The 21532-nt window shown below is 56.8% G+C and carries 17 protein-coding genes and 1 tRNA gene; 9 read left to right on the top strand and 9 right to left on the bottom strand.

Features of this window, described 5'->3' with window-relative positions; translation table 11 throughout:
* Window position 1 precedes the first annotated feature (1 nt).
* Both VIN96_RS10215 and VIN96_RS10210 read left to right on the top strand, forming a co-directional pair.
* Entirely contained in the window at window positions 2-712 is a 711-nt protein-coding gene (locus tag VIN96_RS10215; RefSeq protein WP_414675605.1) for an ABC transporter ATP-binding protein, read from the top strand.
* Window positions 713-729: 17 nt separating this feature from the next.
* Window positions 730-1581 (top strand): alpha/beta hydrolase, encoded by an 852-nt coding sequence (locus VIN96_RS10210; RefSeq protein WP_331895938.1) that lies wholly within the window; start codon window positions 730-732, stop codon window positions 1579-1581.
* Between the two features lie 433 nt (window positions 1582-2014).
* Here VIN96_RS10210 and VIN96_RS10205 read toward each other — a convergent pair whose 3' ends face one another.
* A complete protein-coding gene (locus VIN96_RS10205; protein ID WP_331895937.1) occupies window positions 2015-3130 on the bottom strand; it encodes a class I SAM-dependent RNA methyltransferase in 1116 nt (371 codons plus the stop codon).
* Window positions 3131-3492: 362 nt separating this feature from the next.
* Entirely contained in the window at window positions 3493-4167 is a 675-nt protein-coding gene (locus VIN96_RS10200) for a histidine phosphatase family protein (RefSeq protein WP_331895936.1), read from the bottom strand.
* Window positions 4168-4291: 124 nt separating this feature from the next.
* Between VIN96_RS10200 and VIN96_RS10195 the strand changes: the two genes are divergently transcribed.
* The 6 genes from VIN96_RS10195 (at window position 4292) to VIN96_RS10170 (ending at window position 13342) form a co-directional block, all read left to right on the top strand.
* Window positions 4292-5659: an ABC transporter substrate-binding protein gene (locus VIN96_RS10195; RefSeq protein WP_331895935.1), complete on the top strand. Its 1368-nt coding sequence runs from the start codon at window positions 4292-4294 to the stop codon at window positions 5657-5659.
* Window positions 5656-7569: an ATP-binding protein gene (locus VIN96_RS10190; RefSeq protein WP_331895933.1), complete on the top strand. Its 1914-nt coding sequence runs from the start codon at window positions 5656-5658 to the stop codon at window positions 7567-7569. The genes VIN96_RS10195 and VIN96_RS10190 overlap by 4 nt, the downstream gene beginning before the upstream one ends.
* A 16-nt stretch (window positions 7570-7585) precedes the next feature.
* A complete protein-coding gene (locus VIN96_RS10185; protein ID WP_331895932.1) occupies window positions 7586-8935 on the top strand; it encodes a sigma-54 dependent transcriptional regulator in 1350 nt (449 codons plus the stop codon).
* A 195-nt stretch (window positions 8936-9130) separates the two neighbouring features.
* The gene (locus tag VIN96_RS10180) at window positions 9131-10468 is read left to right on the top strand and encodes an ABC transporter substrate-binding protein (protein ID WP_331895931.1); all 1338 of its coding nucleotides are present in this window, start codon (window positions 9131-9133) and stop codon (window positions 10466-10468) included.
* 74 nt (window positions 10469-10542) lie between these two features.
* Window positions 10543-12255 carry an iron ABC transporter permease gene (locus VIN96_RS10175; protein WP_331895930.1) on the top strand — a complete coding sequence of 571 codons (1713 nt, stop codon included), beginning with the start codon at window positions 10543-10545 and terminating at the stop codon, window positions 12253-12255.
* Between the two features lie 4 nt (window positions 12256-12259).
* Window positions 12260-13342, top strand: a complete 1083-nt coding sequence (locus tag VIN96_RS10170; protein ID WP_331895928.1) for an ABC transporter ATP-binding protein — start codon at window positions 12260-12262, stop codon at window positions 13340-13342.
* 22 nt (window positions 13343-13364) lie between these two features.
* On the opposite strand, the gene VIN96_RS10165 is transcribed toward VIN96_RS10170, so the two are convergent.
* From VIN96_RS10165 to pip, 7 genes are all read right to left on the bottom strand, one after another.
* Window positions 13365-13441 (bottom strand) — tRNA-Arg (locus VIN96_RS10165).
* Between the two features lie 81 nt (window positions 13442-13522).
* Window positions 13523-14953: a DUF1302 family protein gene (locus VIN96_RS10160; protein WP_331895927.1), complete on the bottom strand. Its 1431-nt coding sequence runs from the start codon at window positions 14951-14953 to the stop codon at window positions 13523-13525.
* Between the two features lie 6 nt (window positions 14954-14959).
* On the bottom strand, window positions 14960-15775 hold the full coding sequence (locus tag VIN96_RS10155) for an outer membrane lipoprotein-sorting protein (protein WP_331895925.1): 816 nt from the start codon (window positions 15773-15775) through the stop codon (window positions 14960-14962).
* A 16-nt stretch (window positions 15776-15791) separates the two neighbouring features.
* Window positions 15792-18224: an efflux RND transporter permease subunit gene (locus tag VIN96_RS10150; RefSeq protein WP_331895923.1), complete on the bottom strand. Its 2433-nt coding sequence runs from the start codon at window positions 18222-18224 to the stop codon at window positions 15792-15794.
* Entirely contained in the window at window positions 18217-18876 is a 660-nt protein-coding gene (locus tag VIN96_RS10145) for a TetR/AcrR family transcriptional regulator (protein ID WP_331895921.1), read from the bottom strand. Before VIN96_RS10145 ends, VIN96_RS10150 begins: the two co-directional genes overlap by 8 nt.
* A gap of 113 nt (window positions 18877-18989) precedes the next feature.
* Complete coding sequence (locus VIN96_RS10140) at window positions 18990-19511, bottom strand: acyloxyacyl hydrolase (protein ID WP_331895919.1); 522 nt, start codon at window positions 19509-19511, stop codon at window positions 18990-18992.
* A gap of 118 nt (window positions 19512-19629) precedes the next feature.
* Entirely contained in the window at window positions 19630-20598 is a 969-nt protein-coding gene (gene pip, locus VIN96_RS10135; RefSeq protein ID WP_331895917.1) for a prolyl aminopeptidase, read from the bottom strand.
* 76 nt (window positions 20599-20674) lie between these two features.
* On the opposite strand from pip, the gene VIN96_RS10130 reads away from it, so the two are divergent.
* Window positions 20675-21496, top strand: a complete 822-nt coding sequence (locus VIN96_RS10130; protein WP_331895915.1) for a thermonuclease family protein — start codon at window positions 20675-20677, stop codon at window positions 21494-21496.
* Window positions 21497-21532: the final 36 nt, after the last annotated feature.

Below are 21532 nucleotides of genomic sequence, written 5' to 3'. Positions count from 1 at the left end.
CATGGCGCTGTTGGAACTGCAATCCGTCGAGACGTTTTACGGCCCCAGCCAAGCGCTGTTCGGCGTCGACCTGTCCATCGCGGCGGGCGAGGTGGTAACCTTGATGGGCCGCAACGGTATGGGCAAAACCACCACGGTGCGCACCATCATGGGTTTGAGTCCGGCGGCAAGCGGCACGATAAAATTCGACGGTCACGACCTGCGCAAGCTGCCGCCGCACCGCATCGCCCAGTTGGGCATCGGCTATGTGCCCGAAGGCCGACTGGTGTTCTCAAACTTGACGGTGTTGGAAAACCTAGTGGCGACGGCGGCCAATCACGGCCGTGCGGCGGAGCCCTGGACCGTCGAGCGGGTGATGGCGTTGTTCCCGCGTTTGCAAGAACGCGCCAGCCAATACGCGCGCACGCTGTCGGGTGGCGAACAACAGATGCTCGCCATCGGCCGCGCCCTGATGACCAATCCGAAATTTTTGATTTTGGACGAAGCGACCGAAGGCCTTGCGCCGATCATCCGCGAAGAAATCTGGGCCGTTTTGGAGTACAATCTCAAAGATTCCGGCCAGGCGATTTTGGTTATCGACAAACACCCCAAAGCCATGGCGCGCATCGCCGATAAACACTTCGTCATGGAAAAAGGCCGTGTGGTGTGGAGCGGCACGTCCGAGGATCTGTTGGCGGACGAAGCCATGCAGCACCGGTTCCTCGGGGTTTGAAAAGGATTCGTACCACCGTGAGCATCGATCCGGTTCAGGAACAACGTTTCAACGTGCGTGCCGCCGTGCCCGATCATCTGGCTATCTTCGCCCAGTGGCGGGCCATGTCGGACGCATACAAGGCCGCATGCACGGACGCGAAACTGGATCAGGCCTATGGCGATGCGCCGTCCGAAACGTTGGACTTCTTTCCCGCGATGGGGGCGCATGCGCCGACGCCCGTGGTGCTGTTGATTCACGGCGGCTATTGGCAAGCCCTGGACAAAGCCGACAACGCCTTTGCCGCGCGCGCGTTCAATGCCGCCGGAATTGGCGTGGCGGTGGTCAATCACACACTTTGCCCCGACATCAGCCTCGATGGCATTACAGATCAAATCCGCCAAGCATCACTGTGGCTGTGGCGCAACGCTGACGCTCTGGGCTGCGACCCCGATCGCATGTTCGTCGTCGGCCATTCCGCTGGCGGCCATTTGGCGGCGATGATGATGTGCACGGATTGGCGTGCCATCGATGCGCAAGCGCCGGTCGATCTGTTCAAAGGTGGCGTGGCGATTTCGGGTCTGTTCGATTTGACCCAGTTGGTCGAGACGACCATCAACGCCAAGGTCGGCTTAGACCGGCAAAGCGCCATGGTGCTCAGTCCGATGCGCCTGATACCCTCATCGACAGCACCGTTCATCGCGGCGGTGGGCGGTGCGGAAAGCGACGGCTTTCACGAACAGTCCGACAGGCTGCGCGATGCCTGGGGCGATCATGGCGTTACGGTCGAACGCCTGACCGTTCCCGGTGGCCATCACTTTCAAGCGTTCGAGGCCTTGCTTGATCCACGCGCGCCGGTATTTGAAAAAACGCTGCTTTTGATGTCGTGAAGCGGTGCCGCGTGGGCGCTTTTTTTATTCGCGCTCGTCGTCATGTTCCTCAACGTCGATACCCGTCATCGCGTCACACAGAACGTTGACTCTGGCACACCGGCATTTGCATTTATCAGGGTTTGCGAGGTTGAGTTCCGAACGGCTTATCAGGGGTGTTTTGCACTCGGCGCATATCTTTCCAACGCCTTCGGCAAGCCTTTTGCGCATCCTCTTAAATTCTTCATCTCTCAACATACGCATTGTCCCCCAGCAGACCAGCATTTGGGATTAAATGCAATAATCGCACCAATTGCGCGGGTCCTATAACATCTTGGTTTTAAACGATCAGTGATTCGAGGACAGGATTGAAGCGTGGTTTTTTGTTGCACAATGCAATTTTGATGCAATCTGCGAAACGGTAGCTGAGGTGAAATGCGCGGGTGGTTTTGCCCTATTTGAGCGGCTGAGTGGCATACATCTTGATGGATATGCCGCCGTGGGACACGGGCGGGGTTTGCTGCGTGAACGGCAGTTTGGTCTGCTTAGCCAATGAATCGGCATTGGTCACCAGACCGACTCGCCAGCCGGAAAAGCGCTCTTTGAGCGTCTGGCCAAGCGCGCTGTAAAGCGGATACAGATTTTTCATATTCCCGATGCGGCTGCCATAGGGTGGATTGACGATCACCAAACCGGGCGGGCCGTCTGGCGGGGTCAGCTCGCTGACCGGCTGTTGGGCGAATTCGACCAGATGGGCCACCCCGGCCCGCTCGGCATTGGCGCGGCTCATGCGGATTGCACCAGCGTCGCGATCATAGCCGAAAAAGTGAACGTCGGGCATCGGTCGGCCAGGACGCGCACGCAGATCGCGCCAGACGGTTTCGTCGAAATTCACCAGATGCTCAAATGCAAAGTGACGGGTCCGGCCGGGATAGAGACCTGCGGCAATTTCTGCGGCCTCGATAACGAACGTGCCCGAACCACACATGGGATCGACAACCGGTTCGTTGCCTTTGTATCCGCACTGTCGCAGAAACAGCGATGCGAGCGTCTCGCGCATCGGCGCCTTACTGACGGCTTCCTTGTGGTCGCGCTTGTGTAGCGTCGCCCCGGAGGTGTCGATGCTGATGGTGCACATGTTGTCTTCGATGCGCGCCTTGATGCTGACGTCGCCCTCGCGTGAGATGGGCGCGCCAAGAACGTCGTGGATGGCCTGTTCGATGCGCTGTGCCGCCGCACCGGAATGATAGATACGCGAGTTTTTGCACGTCGCCTCGACGCGAATGGGAACATCCGGGCGCAGGATGTCGCCCCAGGCAAACTGGCGTGCGCGCTTGTCCAACTGCGAAAGATGCTGAGCGCGAAAAGCGTCGATGCGCACAAGCACCCGACTGGCGCCACGAATTTCGAGATTCGCGCGCCACACATCGGTCCAGTTGCCCCGGATCGTTACGCCGCCCACCACGGGTGTAGGCTTGCGGAATCCCTTTTCCACGGCTTCCGCGCGGAGCACGTCTTCCAGACCCGGCGTCGCAACCAGAAATATTTCAAGATTGTTATCCGATTTCATCGCACATCAGTATCGTGCATCCACACCGCCGTCGATAACTTTGTGCATAAACGCCATCAACTGACACATATGCGGGCGTTTTTTGAGAATATGGCGATCGCGCCGAGCGCGACTATGGCAGCCGTGATGTTCGGGTCCGTGACAACACTGGAAATGTTTTGATATTCAGCAGTCCGTTGGACAACCAGCAAGCAATATTGAGGGCTCGCGGGGCCAAAACCCCATAACGACGTTGTGTGATAAGTGAGGATAAGAAAACGTGGGGTGGTCGGGCTGATGCTTGAACCTCAATTATTCCTGAGTATCGACGTTATTCTTCTCCAATTGTGCCATCAGTGTGCCATCGAAACTTGAGATGATGATCAGATACGCACACCCAGACCAGCATCAGCACAGCCGAACGCGCGGAGGTATTGCGGGGCGGCTTGAACAGTTTTTGTCGTTGTTTCAGACATCACAAAAGCCGACGATTGCGGGTCGTTGAAAGCGAAAATGTTTTCCGGTTTTAGGTTCATGCAAACCCCGCGCAGAACCCTGCCAGATCCGCCATGAGCCATGGTGATGACCGGCATATCGTTGGGAATTTCGTTAAGCCAGTTCCTGAGCCTTCTGGCTACATCAGCAAAGCATTCACCGCCTTCGGGTATGGCAAAGTTCCAGCGATCGGATTGTTCCAGTTTCACATCTTCGGGGTAGCGCGCCGCGATTTCGCCCATAGTCAGTCCTTCCCAACGCCCATATGAGCGCTCCATCAAGCGATCGTCGAACAGAACATCGGCATAGGAAAGGCCGAGTTGTTCGCAAAATATGGAGACAGACTGCCGTGTTCTTGCAAGGGGACTGGACCACAGTTGGCAGCGTCCCAGCTCTTCAATGACGGGGCGCAAGGTCTCAGCAATAGCCCGAATTTGCCCGATCCCGTTTAAGGTCAAGGGTGAATCATGCTGGCCTTGGTACCGGCCTTCGCGGTTCCATTGCGTTTCGCCGTGGCGCAGCAACACGATACTGGGAGGTGTCTTTGGGGATTGATCGGTCATAGTGTTTTGTCTCATATCCATGCACTGGGTTCAATGAGCCTGAAGCGTCTCCCGATGTCTGTGAGTTGCGTCTCGCTACCAAGCCCATATACTCCTGCATGAAGGAATGGGGAAAAGCATGAGAATGAGCAAGCGTGTTTGGATTGGCATTACATTTATCGTGTTTGTAATGTGCATGGGGAACGCACAACGCGTCTTTGCATCCAATGTGAGTGGAACCCTGGTTATCGTCACGTCCTTTCCACCGACGCTGTTTGAAAAATTTAAAAACGCATTCGAACAAAAGTATTCGGACGTCACGGTGTTCGTGCGCAGCAAAAAAACGTCTGCCGCAATATCTTTTATCAATGAGCGCGTGAACGAGCCGGCCGACCTGTTTTGGGCTTCGGCCCCGGATGCATTTGAAGTGCTCAAGGAAGCGGGGCACCTGCAACGGGCTTTTTTACAAACTGACGAAGATGGCGCGCGTATAGGCTCGTACCCGATTGATGACCCGGATGGGTTTTATAGGGGGTTTGCCGTTTCAGGATATGGCATCGTTTGGCATCAAGACTATTTAAAGCGCCTCGGCCTCAAGGCTCCGGAAAATTGGCGCGACCTGACGGATCCTTCCTACGCGCACCATATCGGCATTTCCGCACCATCTCGTTCCGGTACCACTCACCTTATTGTCGAAAGCATTCTACAAAGCCAAGGGTGGGAAAATGGCTGGGCGACCTTGTCGGAAATTGGAGGGAACCTGGCCACGGTTACGGCGCGTAGCTTTGGCGTGATCGATGGTGTGTTGGCGGAACGGTTTGGCATCGGCGCGGCGATTGACTTTTTAGGCATGTCGGCAAAAGCAACCGGATCGCCTGTTGATTTCGCCTACCCCGCGGGAACGGCTTTTTTACCCGCCAATATCGCCATCGTGAAGCGTTCCACCAACCCCATCGCAGCCAAGGCGTTCGTTGATTTTGTGCTATCCGACCAGGGGCAAATGCTTTTGTTCGATCCTGAGATCAGCCGCTTGCCGGTGATGCAATCTTTATACGAATCCGCACCAGCACATTTTGCAAACCCCTTCGGCGATGAACTGACCAATAAGGGTATCGCCTTCGATGCGCAGCTTTCGCGCCAGCGTTATCAGCTGGTCAATTCCATGTTTGATGTGATGATCACGTTCCGATTGCAAGCTCTGCGGCGCACATGGAAGGTCATTCACGATGCGGAGGAGGCACTCAAAAATGTGAATGCACCACATTTGGTCGAACAGGTGAAAGAAGCCAGACGTCTGGCGAGTCAAGTTCCCGTTTCCGCTGATGACGCGGCGTCGTCTGAATTGTCGGCAGTTTTTGTGCGTCACAAACCGGGCTTGTCGGTTCCGTTTCGTCAAATCAAGCTAGAATCCGAATGGGCGACGTTTGCGCGCGATCATCAAGATCGCGCTCACAAATTGGCCAGTGACGCGCTGAATGCACTGCAAGCCCAAACCACAAAGAGCAGATCATGAGCACGCCGTTCCGCATTGGTATCCGTGGACGCCTGTCCTGGGCATTCGGTGCGGTGGCGGTGGTGACCATGGTTGCCACCGTGGTGGCCTGGGTGTCTTTTACGCGTCTCGGCGATACCTTGGAATTGATTGTCGGCAGCAACGTTCCGGCGGTGACATTGGCGGCGCAATTGGCGGAACGTGGCGGCGCAATCATTGGTACGGCGCCGGCACTGTCATCGGCCAAAGACGATTCCGAACGTGAACGTCTTTGGTTGCAGTTGTCTGCGCGTCTGCGAGATATGGGGACTGTCTTGGACGCAATGGAAAAGGCAGGCGCGCAAAGGGCGGTGCTCTTAGATTTCAAGGAGGCGGTCAGCGCGTTGAGCCTCAATCTCAAAAATCTCGACACGGTGGTTAGCTTGCGTCTTGCGCGCACGGCGAGAAAAGAAGAATTGATTGAAAGGTTGCGTTGGGCATCGGCTGATTTCTTGGATGAGATCGAACCGATGATCGACGACACGCGCTTCAATATTAGTCTGGCGCTCAGTCGCAGCGGAACGGTGACCGAAACGTCCGGGACCTTGAATGGGGAAATGGCCAAGCAGCGTTCTTTGTTTATGATCAATGCCGACGGCAGTTTGTTGGCAGAACTGATCGGGCGTGCAGCCAACATTCCCAACATAGATGCGTTGCGTGGAACGGAACTGTTCTTTCGTGAAATTGAAAGTCGTATCGATGCCAACTTTCGCACTGTCGAAGCAGTGCCCGGTGCGTTGTCGTTGCGTCAATCAATCAAGGATATTCAGGCCTTCGCCAATGGCTCCCAAGGGGTGTTCGCGTTACGCACGCAAGAGCTTAAAGACTTGGAAGACGAGCGTGATCTGTTGATCAAGAATCAAGCCCTTTTAGAGCCCTTTCATGTTTTGATCACTCAGCGCGTCGATGAAGAAATTGCCGCGGCCCTGAGTTCCGCCGAACGCTCGCAGGCGTCTATTCGTCAAGGACGACTGTGGTTGGTCGTTGCCGTGTTCGTCAGCTTGGTGGTTGCGGTGCCGTTCGTGTGGTTGTACGTCGGGCGTGGGTTGGTGGGGCGGATAACGCGATTGGATGAAAGCATGCGTACCATCGCCGAAGGTGATTTGAGTGCCGATGTGCCGGTGGGGGGCGAAGATGAAATCGCACAGATGGCCCAATCGCTGAGAACCTTTCGCGATACCTTGAGCGAAACCCAGGCCGAATTGGTGCAAGCGGCTAAATTGGCGGCGCTCGGTCAATTAACGGCGGGAATTTCACACGAGATCAATCAGCCATTGGCGGCCATTCGTCATTACGCGCGCAATGCCGGATTGCTGATCGAAAAGGGCCGCAATAGCGAGGCACAGGATAATCTCAACAAAATTGGCGAGCTTTTGGAAAAGACCAATCGCATCACGGGAAGCCTCCGCGACTTGGCGCGTAAACCGAAACGCGATTTGCGGAGAACCGACCTTGTCACGGTACTCGATGATGTGCTGACGCTTTTGGAACGCCGGATGAGTGAGCACAATATCGAAGTCAACGTGCTGATTGACGAAACCTGTCGCTATGTTTTAGGCGGCCAGGTGCGTCTGGAACAAGTGGTCCTCAACCTGATTAACAACGCCATCGATGCCATGGTGAATGCACCCGTGCGTCGCCTTATTATTTCAGCTCATACACTGGATAATTGGGTTGAACTGCGGGTTCGCGATACGGGTGTGGGCATGGACGACGAACATCTGAAAAAAGTTTTCGATCCGTTCTTCACAACGAAAGATGTTGGCGAAGGGCTTGGATTGGGGCTGTCGGTTTCTTACAACATCATCAAGGATTTTGGCGGTACCATGCGCGTGGAGAGTCGCGTCGGAAGTGGCACGACGTTTTGGCTGCGGCTGAAACCTGCGCCATGACATAGAGGGTTTGTACGTGAACGACATCAACCGCATCATACTCATAGATGACGAAGACGAAGTGCGCCTGTCGGTGTCTCAGACACTGGAACTTGAAGGTTTCGATGTAAAGTCGTTCAGTGGCGGAAAAGAGGCGCTGGAATATATCACACCCAGTTGGCCGGGTATTGTGGTGACGGATTTGAAAATGCCGCGCGTCAACGGCCTGGATGTTCTGGCTGGGGTTATGAACATTGATGCGGACCTGCCGGTGGTGATCGTCACCGCCCACGGCGACATTCCCGTTGCCGTTCAAGCCATGCGCGACGGTGCGTATGATTTCATGGAAAAAACGGCAGCCCCAGAACAATTGGTGAGCATTGCCCGCCGCGCGCTGGATATGCGCAAGCTGGTTTTGGAGAACCGCGACTTGCGCCGCGAACTGGATGCGGGTGGCGAGTTGGAAGGCCAAATCATCGGTAAAACGTCTGCCATGGAAAACCTGCGAAATTTGGTTCTGAATTTGGCTGACACCGACGTTGATGTTTTGTTGGTCGGTGAAACCGGTACAGGTAAAGAGGTTGTTGCGCGGTGCTTGCATGATTTTGGCCGACGCAGAAAGAAACCCTTTGTTGCTTTGAACTGTGGTGCATTGGCTGAAAGCGTCATCGAAAGCGAACTGTTCGGTCATGAAGCGGGGGCCTTTACCGGGGCCAACAAACGGCGCATCGGCAAAATCGAATACGCCGAAGGCGGGACGTTGTTTTTGGATGAAATTGAAAGCATGCCAGCGAGCTTGCAGGTTCGCATGCTGCGGGTGTTGCAAGAGCGAACCTTGGAACGGGTGGGGGGAAACGATTCCGTATCCGTTGATGTTCGCGTGGTGGCGGCGTCAAAGGTCGACCTGCGGGAAGCGGCCAGTGCGGGTACATTTCGCGAAGATCTTTTGTATCGTTTACAAGTCGCGCAAGTGGCGCTGCCACCGCTGCGCGATCGTATTGACGATGCACCGTTGTTGTTCCGCCATTTCGTTGACGGTGCGGCGGCTCGCTACCGTCGCCCCGTCCCCATCGTAGGTGAAGACAAGTTGCAGGAATTGATGGTTCACACATGGCCCGGGAACGTCCGCGAATTGCGCAATGTGGCGGAACGTTTCGTGCTGGGGTTGGGCGATCCGAACGACCAGGGCGGGGTGGTGTGTGAAGGCGATGGAAATGCGCAAACGCTCCGTGATCGCATGGCTTGCTTTGAACGTGCAACCATCATATCCGCCCTTCGCGAACATCACGGTCGGGTAGGCGAGACCGCCACGGCGCTGGGCTTGCCGCGCAAAACGCTGTACTTGCGGATGCAGAAGTATGGCCTCAATCGCGATCACTTTTCGTAACTGGGTTGACCCATGAGCCAGGCCGTCATGGGTCACTGTTGACACATGACGATACGCCGTGTGCGGCTAACGTTCTTAAAATATTTCATGAATTCAACGGATTGGTGTTTCCGCTACCCATTGGCACGGTGATTGCTCTGGGTGCTTGGATATGCGGGGGCGGTGAGCGCTTCCAATCACCAGGGAGGTTAGTTTATGAAAAAGTTTATGACGCTCGGTGCCGTGGCGGCGTTCGCTATGACCATTGCATCGGGGGCAGCAATGGCTGCGGAAGGAACACTCACCATTGTGACGTCGTTCCCCAAGGATTTGACGGCGGTTTTCAAGGACGCGTTTGAGAAAAAGAACCCCGGTTTGACCGTAGAGGTTCTTAACAAAAAGACCTCGGCAGGCATCAAGTTCATTCAGGAAACAACGGCCAACAATACTTCTGACTTGTTTTGGGCATCGGCTCCCGACGCATTTGAAGTGCTGAAAGGCGACGGCTTGTTGGCCAAATATACGCCGAAAGCCGAAGGTATTCCCGATAAGGTCGGCGCGTTTCCGATCAACGACCCGGACGGCTATTACATGGGCTTCGCCGCGTCCGGTTACGGTATCATGTGGAATACCCGCTATACCAAGGCTAAGAAATTACCCGTTGCGAAAGAGTGGGCGGATCTCAAGGACCCCATCTATCACGGTCACGTCGGCATGAGCTCGCCGTCGCGTTCCGGCACCACCCATCTGACCGTTGAAACGGTCTTGCAGGGCATGGGTTGGGATGCCGGTTGGGCCGAGTGGAAAGAAATCGCCGGCAATTTCAAAACCGTAACGGAACGCAGCTTCGGCGTTCCCGATGGCGTCAACAGCGGCCAGTTTGGGTATGGCATCGTGATTGACTTCTTCGGCTTGTCATCTATGGGGTCTGGCTTCCCGGTTGATTTCGTTTATCCCGAAGTCACCACCTTGGTTCCAGCCAATGTCGGCATCGTTAAGGGTGCGCCCAATCAAACCGCTGCCGAGGAATTCGTCGAATTCCTGTTGTCACCGGAAGGTCAGGAGCTGTTGTTGGATCCGAAGATCCGCCGTCTCCCGGTCAACCCCAAGACCTATGCAAAAGCACCGGAAGGCTTTCCCAATCCGTTCAAGGATAAGTCGATCGGTGCGGCTGTGAAATTTGATCTGGATCTGTCGAAGAATCGCTACAACGTCGTCAACGCCTTGTTCGACGTTATGGTGACCTATCGCATGGATGATTTGGTCGCAGCCGTCAAAGCCATTCAGGAAGCTGACGCCGCCCTGAAAGGCAAGAGCAACCCCGCTGCTGCCGCGCTGGTCGCCGAAGCCCGCGCTTTGGTCGCCAAGGTTCCGGTCGATGAAGCCACGGCAGGCAAAAAAGAGTTTGCAGCGATCTTCAAGAAATCCCGCAAGAAAGCGAGCGACCAGGTAGAAGGCCGCCAAGCTGAAGTCGAACAGGAATGGGACACTATGGTTAAGGCGAATTACGCCAAGGCCAAAGAGTTGGCCGAAAAAGCCAAATCGATGCTGTAAAGCGTTCCACTGCGCAAGCCGTCCCTTCGGGGACGGCTTGGCATTTTCGACAATGATTCAGATTGGGACGCGATATGTCATTGCAATTAACTTCGGTACAGCGCGGACCGGCCGTGGTCGGACTCTTGATCGCGTTGTTTTTGATCATGTTCTTGGTCGTGCCAGTCGGCCAAGTCATCTTCGTCGCTTTTCAAGACCCCGGAACGGGCGAGGCGACGATCATCAACTTTGTCGATTTCTTCCGTAACTCGTTATTTCGAGAATCTTTCTTCAACTCATTTTACGTTGCCGCCATGTCGGTCGTGGTGGCTTCGCTCATCGCCATGCCATTGTCGTATTTCACCACCCGATTCAATTTCGGGGGCACGGTGCTGATTCAAACCTTGGGCATCATACCGCTGATCATGCCGCCGTTCGTCGGTGCGGTGGCGATGCAATTGTTGTTCGGCGCAAACGGTTCCGTGAACTTGTTGTTGGACGAATATTTCGGCTTCACGATCCCGTTCATGGAAGGCCTGAACGGCGTGATCTTTGTCGAAAGCATTCATTATTTTCCATTCATTCTCATCAATCTGTCGGCGGCGCTTAGCAACATCGACCGATCGATGGAAGAGTCCGCGCAAAATCTGGGCGCAAGCGGACTACGTTTATTTCGGCGTATCGTATTTCCCCTCGCCATGCCCGGCTACGTCGCCGGTGCTGCCTTGGTATTTATTAAGGTGTTCGACGATCTGGGCACGCCGCTACTGTTGAACGTCAACACGATGCTGGCGCCGCAAGCGTACCTGCGGGTCTCGTCCATCGGCATTTCCGATCCCATGGGCTATGTCATTTCGGTAATCCTGGTCGCCTTTTCTCTGTTGTCGTTGTGGGTTTCCATGCGGGCCTTGAAAGGCAAGGACTACGCCACCGTGCAAAAAGGTGGCGGCGGTTTGATGAAACGCGATTTGCGGCCGTGGGAAAAAGTCGGCTGTTATGCGGTGGTCGTGTTGATTTTGGTGCTGGTGTTGTCCCCGCATCTGGGGCTGTTGCTTCTGTCGTTCGGCACCATTTGGTCATACGCCGTTTTGCCCGATGCCTATACGTTCGAGCACTACATAACGGTCTTTTCGACCGCGACCCAGTACATCACCAACACCCTTTTGTATGCGGGACTGGCGGCGTTGATCGACGTCATCTTGGCGACGGCTATCGCGTATGTCGTGTGGCGCACCGATCTGGTTGGGCGCAAGTGGCTGGATTACGGCGCCACGGCCGCATTGGCGGTTCCCGGCGTGGTCATCGGTATTGGTTATTTGCGGACGTTCCACAGTGTCAACGTGCCGCTCATCGATGAGCCGTTGGCGACCTGGTGGGTGATTATCGTTATCGCCATGACCATTCGACGTTTGCCTTACGCTTTGCGTTCGTGTGTCGCCGCGATCCAACAAGTCAGTGTCATGTTGGAGGAGGCTGCGGAAAATCTTGGCGCGACCAAGGCGCGCACGGTGTGGCGCATCGTGATCCCGTTGATGTCCGGCGGGATTCTCGCGGGCTTCGTGACCAGCTTTGCAACGGCGGCGGTCGAGCTGTCGGCGACCATCATGTTGGTGGCGCGTGAAACCGATGCGCCGTTGGCGTATGGCATCTACGAATTCATGCAAAGTGCAGCGGGGCGTGGCCCCGGTGCGGCATTGGGCGTGATCGCGGTCTTGTTCGTCGGTCTCGGCACCTATGCATCTCATTTGATTATTGAACGCGGGAAAAAAGCCCGTGAGCCCAAATCCATCGTCGCGGAGGAGACCTAACAAAATGACCAATGCACATGAAAATGCTGGCGTTGTGATTGAAGATTTGAATTTGTCGTTTGGCGACACTCATGTCTTGAAGGGCGTTGACCTGACCATCAAGCAAGGAGAGTTCTTTGCCTTTTTGGGACCATCCGGTTCGGGAAAGTCGACGCTTCTGCGCGCCATCGCCGGGTTTGGCCCAACGCCGAGCGGACGCATCTTGATTCAAGATCACGATGTTGCGGATTTGCCGCCGTGGAAGCGGGACGTGGGCATGGTGTTTCAAAGTTACGCCCTGTGGCCACATATGACGGTACGCAAGAACGTCGCCTTTGGGTTGGAAGAACGTAAGCGGCCCCAACACGAAATCAACGAGCGCGTGGACAGGGCGTTGGATATGGTTGGGCTGTTGGATTATGCCGACCGCAGGCCTTCACAATTGTCCGGTGGACAACAGCAGCGCATTGCCTTGGCGCGAACCATCGTGATTGAACCGAAAGTGCTTTTGCTGGATGAGCCGTTGTCAAACCTGGATGCCAACCTGCGCATCCAGATGCGTCGCGACATTCGTGATTTGCAGCAAAAACTCAAACTCACCACGATTTTCGTCACCCATGATCAAGAAGAGGCGAACACCACATCTGACCGCATGGCGGTATTGGACCAGGGTGTCATTCAACAAGTCGGTGCGCCCATCGACCTGTACGACAAACCGGCCAACTTATTTGTGGCGAAGTTTCTCGGCACCGCGAACATTCTCAAAGGTTCGGTCATCACCGATGAAAGTTCATTGGTGTTTCGCACGGACAGGGGTATGGATGTGCCGCTCAGCCAGGGCTACTCGCACGGGCGATCCATCGTCTTTCGTCCGCAAAATGTCGATGTGTGCGCGGCGGGAACCGGCGGCGGTGACGCGCACGCAAAGCTCAATGGGAATGTAGAGCATATGGAATTCCTGGGCTCGATCATTCGTTATGGCGTGGATGTAAACGGCGACCTCGTTCTCGTCGACCACGCTCATAAAAGGGGTGAAGACATCTTCCATGTCGGTGAAAGCGTCGATCTTCTCATCGACCGCGAGAGCATCCTTGTGTTGGCCGCTTAACAGATTGTTATTTAGGGGAGAATGGTGCGCCCGACAGGATTCGAACCTGTGACCCCCAGATTAGGAATCTGGTGCTCTATCCTGCTGAGCTACGGGCGCCCCGGCATGCGGCGCAGGCCGCGTGTGCGACTTGGCTTATAGCACAATTTGGCGGTTGGAAAACACCATTGCGCCGTCGCCTTAAAAGCTCTGCTTGATCTCGAAAAACACCCGGTCGTTGTCGCCTAGCCCCTTGAACGGCGTGCGGGTGCCGTCGTGATAGAGCGTCACCCCACCGGTGACGCTCAGCGCGTCTTGCAGGTCGTACTCGACAGAGGCGCGGGAAAATCCGCCGCCGCGGGTCAACGGCGACAGGCGCGTGGTCAGTGCGGTGACGTGCAGGCGTTCGTGGAGGAAGTCGGCGCTGTAGCGCAGCGCGTATTCTTGAGAGTCCTTGCGCAGGCCTTCCGCGCTGAGCGCACCGCTCCAACCGTGAAGGCGGCGGTTGACGACTTCGAAACTAACGCTGCCATCCGGCAGTCCGGAATACTCGACGCCGAGCAACAGGTCGGTGCGGCGAAAATCCTTGCCCGGTTCGCCTTGGGTTTGCAGGCCCGAGGTGTGGGCCGCTTCGCCCTTGAGCAGCCAGTTGCCCAGCGCCACGTCGCCGGTTGCGCCGAACATGTTGACGCGGGCATGGCGAATGCGGGTGACGCCGTTTACGGCTTCCTTGTGACCGGCGTCGTCATACATGTTGGCGGCATGCAGCGACAAGTCCCAGCCGGAAAAATTTCCCCGCACACTAACGGCCAATTCCGCGTTGTCGAGTTCGTCCGCAGGCAGGTCGTTTTGCGGTTGGGCGCCGTTCGATGGGTCGTAAGCGCTGTAGGCTGGCGCGGTTTCATTGAAGCGGATGTGCGGGATCGCCAGCGCCGTCGTGGTCCACGGACCGCTGACGTAATCGACGCGTGCCATTGCCAGCGCAAGGCGCACGTCTTCGATGTCGACCATGCCCAACTCGCGCCGATCCAGCGGATTGATCACATCGACGACGCGCAGGTTTTCCGACGTGCCCCAGACGATGATTTGACGTCCGGCGGTGAGCTCCCAGCCATCGCCGAGGCGGGCGTTGACGTAAGCCTCGCCCAGATTGATGTCGTGCTCGTACGCGTTTTTGACCGTGTCGTTGTAGTCGCTTCGCCCGCGCACGGTATAGACCAATTCATGCGCGGCGGAGCCTTCGACCAACACCCGCACCGGCACCGCGAAGCGGTCGGGAAAATTGCCTTTCAACTTGGCCGTCGCTTTGGGCCGCATGCGGCTGAGGCCGCGCTTATCGCTTTCGCCGACGGCGGGCGAGTTTTGGGTGTAATCATACGCAGTGGAAAACGACACGCTTCCCGACAATGACCACGGCGAGGGCGGCTGAACTGCGACGGTGCTTTCAGGGGGCGGTGCTGCGTCGTCGTCGAACCCTTGCAAGGCGTCATCGATTTGTGGGGTGGCCGGCGAAGCGGGCGGCGGATTGTCAAAACCGCCCAAAATATCGTCGAGCGTGTCCTGCGCCCGTGCGCCGTCACCCATCGCAAAGGCGAGGCTCACAACCACCGGCAGGGCGAAGCGGGCATACATGGGCGATTACAAACCTTTTTCCAAACGGCGCAAGGTGAACAGATTGTCGTCCAGGGTTTGGTTGTAGCGGACGTTGGAAAACGTCATGTCGGTTTTGTGTTCGGTCACTTTGTTTTTCTTGGTGGTCATGGACATGGCGGTGACGGTCCACACACCGTCGATCTGTTCCAACCCGGTGACGTCGAGGTACTTGAGCTTGTCGCCGGTGTCGGTCCAATGCACAGCACGCACCACGATGAAGTTGTCTTGACGCACGAACACCACGGATTTTTTGTAACCGGTCTGTGCCATTTCTTCGCGGGTTTTGGGCTTGGCTTCGATGACCCAGGTCTTGGCGCCGCGCACCTCGTCCTCTTTGAGGATTTTGAAATCATATGCGTCGAGGTTTCTGCGCGTCATGTCGGAATAATTGAAATCCGATCCCATGAAGCTGCCGGACTTGTCGGTTGACGCAATCCGCTTGGTCTTTTTCAGCGCGGGCAGGAACAGCCATTGATCGTCGTCTTTTTCGTACGCGTCGTAATCATAAGTGAGAAAGCCCGTGTCTTTGACGTCGGCGGGTTCCAAGAAGAACATGATGCGGCGGCGGTCTTCTTCGCCCTTGTCGGTGATCAGATCCTTATCGAACGACTTCATTTTGCGCACGCGGGTGTCGCCGTTCTTATCGGTCAAGATCATCTGCATTTCGGCGATGCGGTTGTCGCCGTCGTCGCGGTCATCGACTTTGACCATGATGTCGCGCGCGCTCAAATCTTGCGCGGCAAGCGGTGTCGTATTCAGGCAAAGGATCAGGGCGGCAAAAAGCGCGGATGCGGTTTTCATGTGTGGGAACTCCAGTTCAATAGTCAGAGTCGTCGGGCAACAGGTGGGCTTTGTGCAACAGCGCCATCAGCGCAGGGGCAAGGAAGAAGTCCGCCAACAGCGCCAATATGATGGTCAGTCCGGTCAACCAGCCGAAGTTGATCAGGTTGCTCATGGTCGATTGGGTGAAGATGAAAAAGCCCAACGACAGAACCACGGTCGTCACAAACATGGCCCGCCCGGTGCTGAGCAGCGTTTCGCGCACCGCCTTGTGCACGCTCGCCGTTTCATGGTGGTAGCGGCGATAATTGTGCATGAAGTGGATGGTGTCGTCGACCGCCAAGCCGATGGCGATGGAACCGATCAGCATGGTGAACAGGTCCAGCTTGATCCCCAGCCAGCCCATCAATCCCAGCACGAGGAAGATCGGCGTCAGGTTCGGAATCATCGCCAGCAAACCAATGCGCACATTGCCGATGAACGCGATCATCATGATGGTGATGACGCCCGCCGCGATGATATAGCTGTTGGCCATGGAATAGATGGTCGCTTCCATGGTGCGGCCCAAAAGCGCGTTCATGCCGGTGACGGTGATGTCGACGCCATCGCCCAGCACGGTGCGGAACTTTTGCGTCAATTCTTGGTCGAGCGTTTGCAGATAGATGGAATCGACCCACGGCATCTTGGCGGTGAAGCGCGCCTTTTGGAACTGACTGTCGACGAAATCCTCAAGGTCGTCCGAACCGGTATTTTCGAACAAGAACAATTCCTGCGCGATCAGGTCGCGGTCGTTGGGGATGGCGTAGAAGGCAGGATCGTTGGCGTGCAGGGCACGGTTGGATTCCTTGAGGATGTCCGCCAGCGACAGGGTTTTGCCGACGCTGTAATGATCGGTCTTGAGCACTTCGATCTCGCGGTTGAGCTGCTCCAGACCTTGCATGATTTTGGGCTCATAGAGACCGTTTTCGTGTTTGGTGTCGACCACCACTTCGACCACGCTGGCGCCTTTCATGCGCAGATCGACGAAGTCGGTGGCGGCGCGCGCGGGCTCGGTCTTGGGCAGCCAGGTAAACGGCTGGTGGGAAAACTGCAATTGCGCCACGCCGAACGCGGCGACGGACAAGATGATCATCGTGACGATCACGACCAACGGTGCGCGGTTGACGGATACCCGCGCCACCCACGACAGGAATGTGTCCATGCGGGCATGGCGTTTGTGGGCGCGGTCGCTGGACTTGGCTTTGAGCGGTAAGATGATCAGCAATGCGGGCAGCATCACCAAAGTGAGGAACAGCGACAGCAAGATGCCCAGCGCGGCGAGAATGCCAAGGTCGGCAATCGGCGCGACTTCAGCTCCGGCGAACGACGCCAGACCTGCCGCGGTGGTCAGCGACGTCATGACGATGGGCAAGCCCGAATGGCCGAGCGCGTGGACCACACCTTCACGGCGATCATGGCCGCGCTGCACATGGCGAAAGAACACCGACAACAGGTGCACCGACGCGCCCACCCCGACCGCCAAGAGAAACGACGGCATGATCTGCATCGGCAGCGTCAGCGCCCGCCCGGTGATGGGCAACAAGCCCATGGTGCCCAGCACCGAAGCGATGACGACCAACAACGGCAAGACGACGCCGGACACACGGCGAAACATCAACAACAAAATCACGGCAATCACGCCGATGGCCAACAACAAGAATCGCTTGAGATTGGTCTGCATGGATTTTTTCAACACATCGACGATCACCGGCGATCCCGCGACATGGACCTTGAAGTCCGGTGCGTCGTAAGAATTGGCAATGCGGGTGACGGCGTTCACCAGCTCGGTATTTTCCTCATCGGTCAGATAGACGCGTTCGGCTGGTTGGCCGGTTGGGGCGTCGAGGTCCTCGAACCCGCCGAGCGCATCGTCTTGCGTTACACCTTGCGACGAAAACGCATTGGTGCGGATCACGATGGTGGTGATTTTTTGGTCTTCGGATAGCAGCAGGTTCTCAAACAGCGGATTGGCCAGCGCCCGGGTGCGTTTTTCCGCATAGCCCGCCGCGTCCGTCGGCCACGTTTCGAACAAGTCCTCGACGATCAATTCGTCTTCGTGACCGAACGTGTTGCGGGCGTTGATCAGGCTGTTGATGTCGTCCAGATGCGGGGTGTTGTCTTGCAGTTCGTGGTGCAGCTTTTCGAGCTTTTTGAGAAACTCCGGGGCGAACACGTCGGGCGCTTCGATGGCGATCATCACCAATTCATCGCGTCCGAATTGATCGCGAAAAGCGTTGTAGGTCAACAACGCCGGATCTTCCTTGTGCAAGAAACTTTCGGTCGCCGTGTCGATGACGATTTTCGGCAGCTGACTGGCTAGTGACCCGACGAGCGCAAGGCTCAGGATCAGCGCGATCCATGCCCGGCGGGCAACCAGACGGCCAAAGGCCTCAAAACCGGTTTCGATGCGTTGTCTGAGCGTCTCAGCCATGATCAGGTCTCTCTTGCGGGTCAGGTGTCTTGCGCATGCCGCTCAACAGCATGTCGGCGATGGTGTCGGCGGCGTCGATTAAGGATATCTCGGTATTGAGGCTCACGCCCTGGGGCGCCATCGCGGCGACGCGTCGGCGAATCGGTGTGTTGGTGGCGTAAAGCGAACACGCCCCCATCAACATCATGTGCACCAAGAACGGATCGACCGGATTGAAGCGTCCTTGCTGGACGCCGTCTTTCAAGGTTTGTTGCAACGCGCCGACCACGCGACCCATCAACGGTAACACGGTGTCGGGCAGGTTGCGCCCGCCATTGGCGACCTCGCGCATCATGATGGCGCTGAACTGTTCGGGGTGCTCGCCATCGACCAAGATGCGCGCAAAGGTGCGCACGCGCTCTTCCGGGTCCTCGACGGTTTGCAGCATGTGTTGCATGCGCGTGCCCTTGGCGGCGAAGATTCGTTCCAGCACGGCGCTGTAAAGCGCATCCTTGTCGCCAATGCGGTAGTACAGCGTCGCCTTGTTGACGCCGGCCGCTTTGGCGATTTCATCGACGCGCGCGCCTTCAAAGCCCTTTTCGGCGAAAGCGGCGGTGGCGATGTCGAGGATGTCGTCGTTGGACGGCATCGGGCGTGCGGATGGTGAAGACATAATTTCAACCAATTGGTTTAACCAAACGGTTGAAATATGATTTAAGCACAAAGATCTGTCAAGCGGCTCGTGTGTACGAGGCTCAACTCATTGGAAATGTTGAATTTATGAGGTTAATTAAAGAAATCGACCGGGATCGAGTAGTAGAGGGTCGCGGATTCCGTACCCGGATTGGTTTTTCCAAGAGACGCATTGGAATAGTGTGAAACCGCGATGCCAAGGCGCGAGCGATCGTCGAAACGATACGCTGCTTCGATCTGCGAGCGGAATTCCAAGGCATAGTCGAGGTCCAACTTGGCATTGCCGCCATGGTAATAGTGGGGGGCGAAGCTGGGGGTGACGACAAACCGTTTGCCCAGGTAGATGTCCATCAAGATGCCCGCGCCCAAGAACACCTGGGTGGAATCGTTTTTCGACACCGCTGCGGCGACGAACGGCTTGACCAGATCGAACAGCTTTTTGTCGTGGCGGTACTCCACGCGCACTTCGACGCCTTCGTCTTTTTTGCGGTTCCAATCGTAGGTGCCCGCGCCGATGGACAGGAACGCCGGGTCGTCGGCATACGCGGACGGTGCAAACGCCGTGATGGCGGCGCTGGCGAGCAAACCTGAAACGATGGCTGTAACGAAACGCATGTGCGGACGAGTCCCTTCCTCTTTGGTGGAGGCATTAAACGGGAAAAGGGCTCCGAAATCAATGTGCTTTAAGCGCACGGCTGGCGTTGGCGGCGGGAACGTTGCGATTAGGTCACGATCAGAACGTGGGCAGATCGTGGGCCATGGCGTCGGCCGCGCGGGACAGGGCCCGCGAAATGCCGGGTTCCATCCCGGAATGACCGGCGTCGGCGACCACCACAAGTTCGGAATTCGGCCAAGCCAGGTGCAGGGTGTGGGCGGTTTGCATCGGGCAAATCACGTCATAGCGTCCTTGCACGATGATGGCGGGCAAAGGCCGCACGTCGTCGAGCCGGTTGATCAATTCATTCTCTTGCAAAAAAAGGTCATGCTTGAAGTAATGCGCCTCGATCCTTGCCAAGGTCAGGGCGTAGTGGTCGAACGCCTTTCCCCCCGTTGGAACGGCGTGGGGCAGCAGGGTCGAACACAGGCTTTCATAACGCGCCCAGGCCCGGGCGGCAGGCAGATGCACCGTGGCGTCGGGACTGAACAGGCGCTCGCAATAGGCATCCAGCAAAGCCGTGCCGCTCAACCCGCCCACATGCTGAGCAAACGCGCCGTGGTGTTCGGGGAAAAAGCCCGCCATGCCGTTCAAAAACCAATCCACTTCGGGTTTGGTGCCGAGAAACACGCCGCGCAAAATGAAGCCCAGGCAACGTTCCGCATGGCGGGTGCCGTAAGCCAGAGCCAGCGTCGCGCCCCACGAACCGCCGACCACCAGCCATTTGGCGAAACCGAGGTGTTCGCGCAGCTTTTCCATGTCGGCCACCAAGTGATCGGTGGTGTTGTTTTCCAAGCTGGCGTAAGGGGTCGAGCGCCCGGCGCCGCGCTGATCGAACAACACGATGCAATATTTATCGGGATCGAAATAGCGCCGTTGCGTCGCGACCGTGCCCGCGCCGGGACCGCCGTGTACGAAAATAACCGGTATGCCGCCCGGGTGGCCCGACAGTTCATAGTATATGCTGTGGCCGTCGCCGACATCGAGCATCGAACTGGCGTAGGGTGTGATCGTCGGGTAAAGGCCTGTGTCGCGGGCGCTGTCCATGGGTTTTTCCATACGGTTGGTGCCGAGCGGTGAGACTTTCGCCTTGATCGGGCGAGGCAATTATACGGAATATAGGATGTCGTTGGATATCAAAGAAGGACCCGTCATGGCATTTGCCCGGATTTTTTTCGCCGTCGTTGCGCTCGCGCTTTGCGCACCGGCATGGGCGAATGGGCCGTCGTCGCTGACGGATGGCGGACAGGCCGTGGTCAAAGATGTGGTCGATGGCGACACGGTGGTGCTGGATGACGGCCGTCAGGTGCGACTGGTGGGCATTCAAGCGCCGAAGCTGCCGCTGGGCCGCCCCAACTACCCCGTTTGGCCGCTGGCGGAAGAGGCCAAGGCGGGTTTGTCCGACATGATTTTAAATCGCGCGGTGGCGCTGCATCTGGCCCCCACGCCCGAAGACCGCCATGGCCGGGTGTTGGCGCATTTGATACGGGCCGACGACGGCATGTGGCTGCAAGGCGAGATGCTCAAGCGCGGCTTGGCGCGGGTCTATACCTTTCCCGACAACCGCACCTTGGGGGGGGAGCTGTTGGATTTCGAACGCCAAGCCCGCGGCGATGTCCGAGGCATATGGGCGCTGCCGTATTACGCGCTGCGCACCATCGACAACGTGCGTTACGACGTCGGCACGTTTCAACTCGTTGAAGGCCGGGTTCTCGACGTTGCCAAGGTCAAAAAACGCATCTATTTGAATTTCGGCGCCGATTGGCGCAGCGATTTCACCGTCAAGGTGGAGACGCGCAATGAAAAGCTGTTTGAGGACGCAGGTATCGACCTGCTGGCGTTGAAGGGCAAACGGATCCGGGTGCGCGGTTGGATCAAGTCGCAAAACGGGCCGATGATCGAATTGGATCACCCTGAACGGTTGGAGCGCCTCGACCTCGATTGAACGCGCCGAGAGGTGACAGCCGCAAAATCCGTGCTT

The sequence above is a fragment of the Magnetovibrio sp. genome (genome assembly GCF_036568125.1).
Lineage (GTDB): Bacteria > Pseudomonadota > Alphaproteobacteria > Rhodospirillales > Magnetovibrionaceae > Magnetovibrio.
The sequence above is the reverse complement of the archived record's forward strand: the minus strand, read 5'-3'. Positions and strand labels throughout refer to the sequence as shown.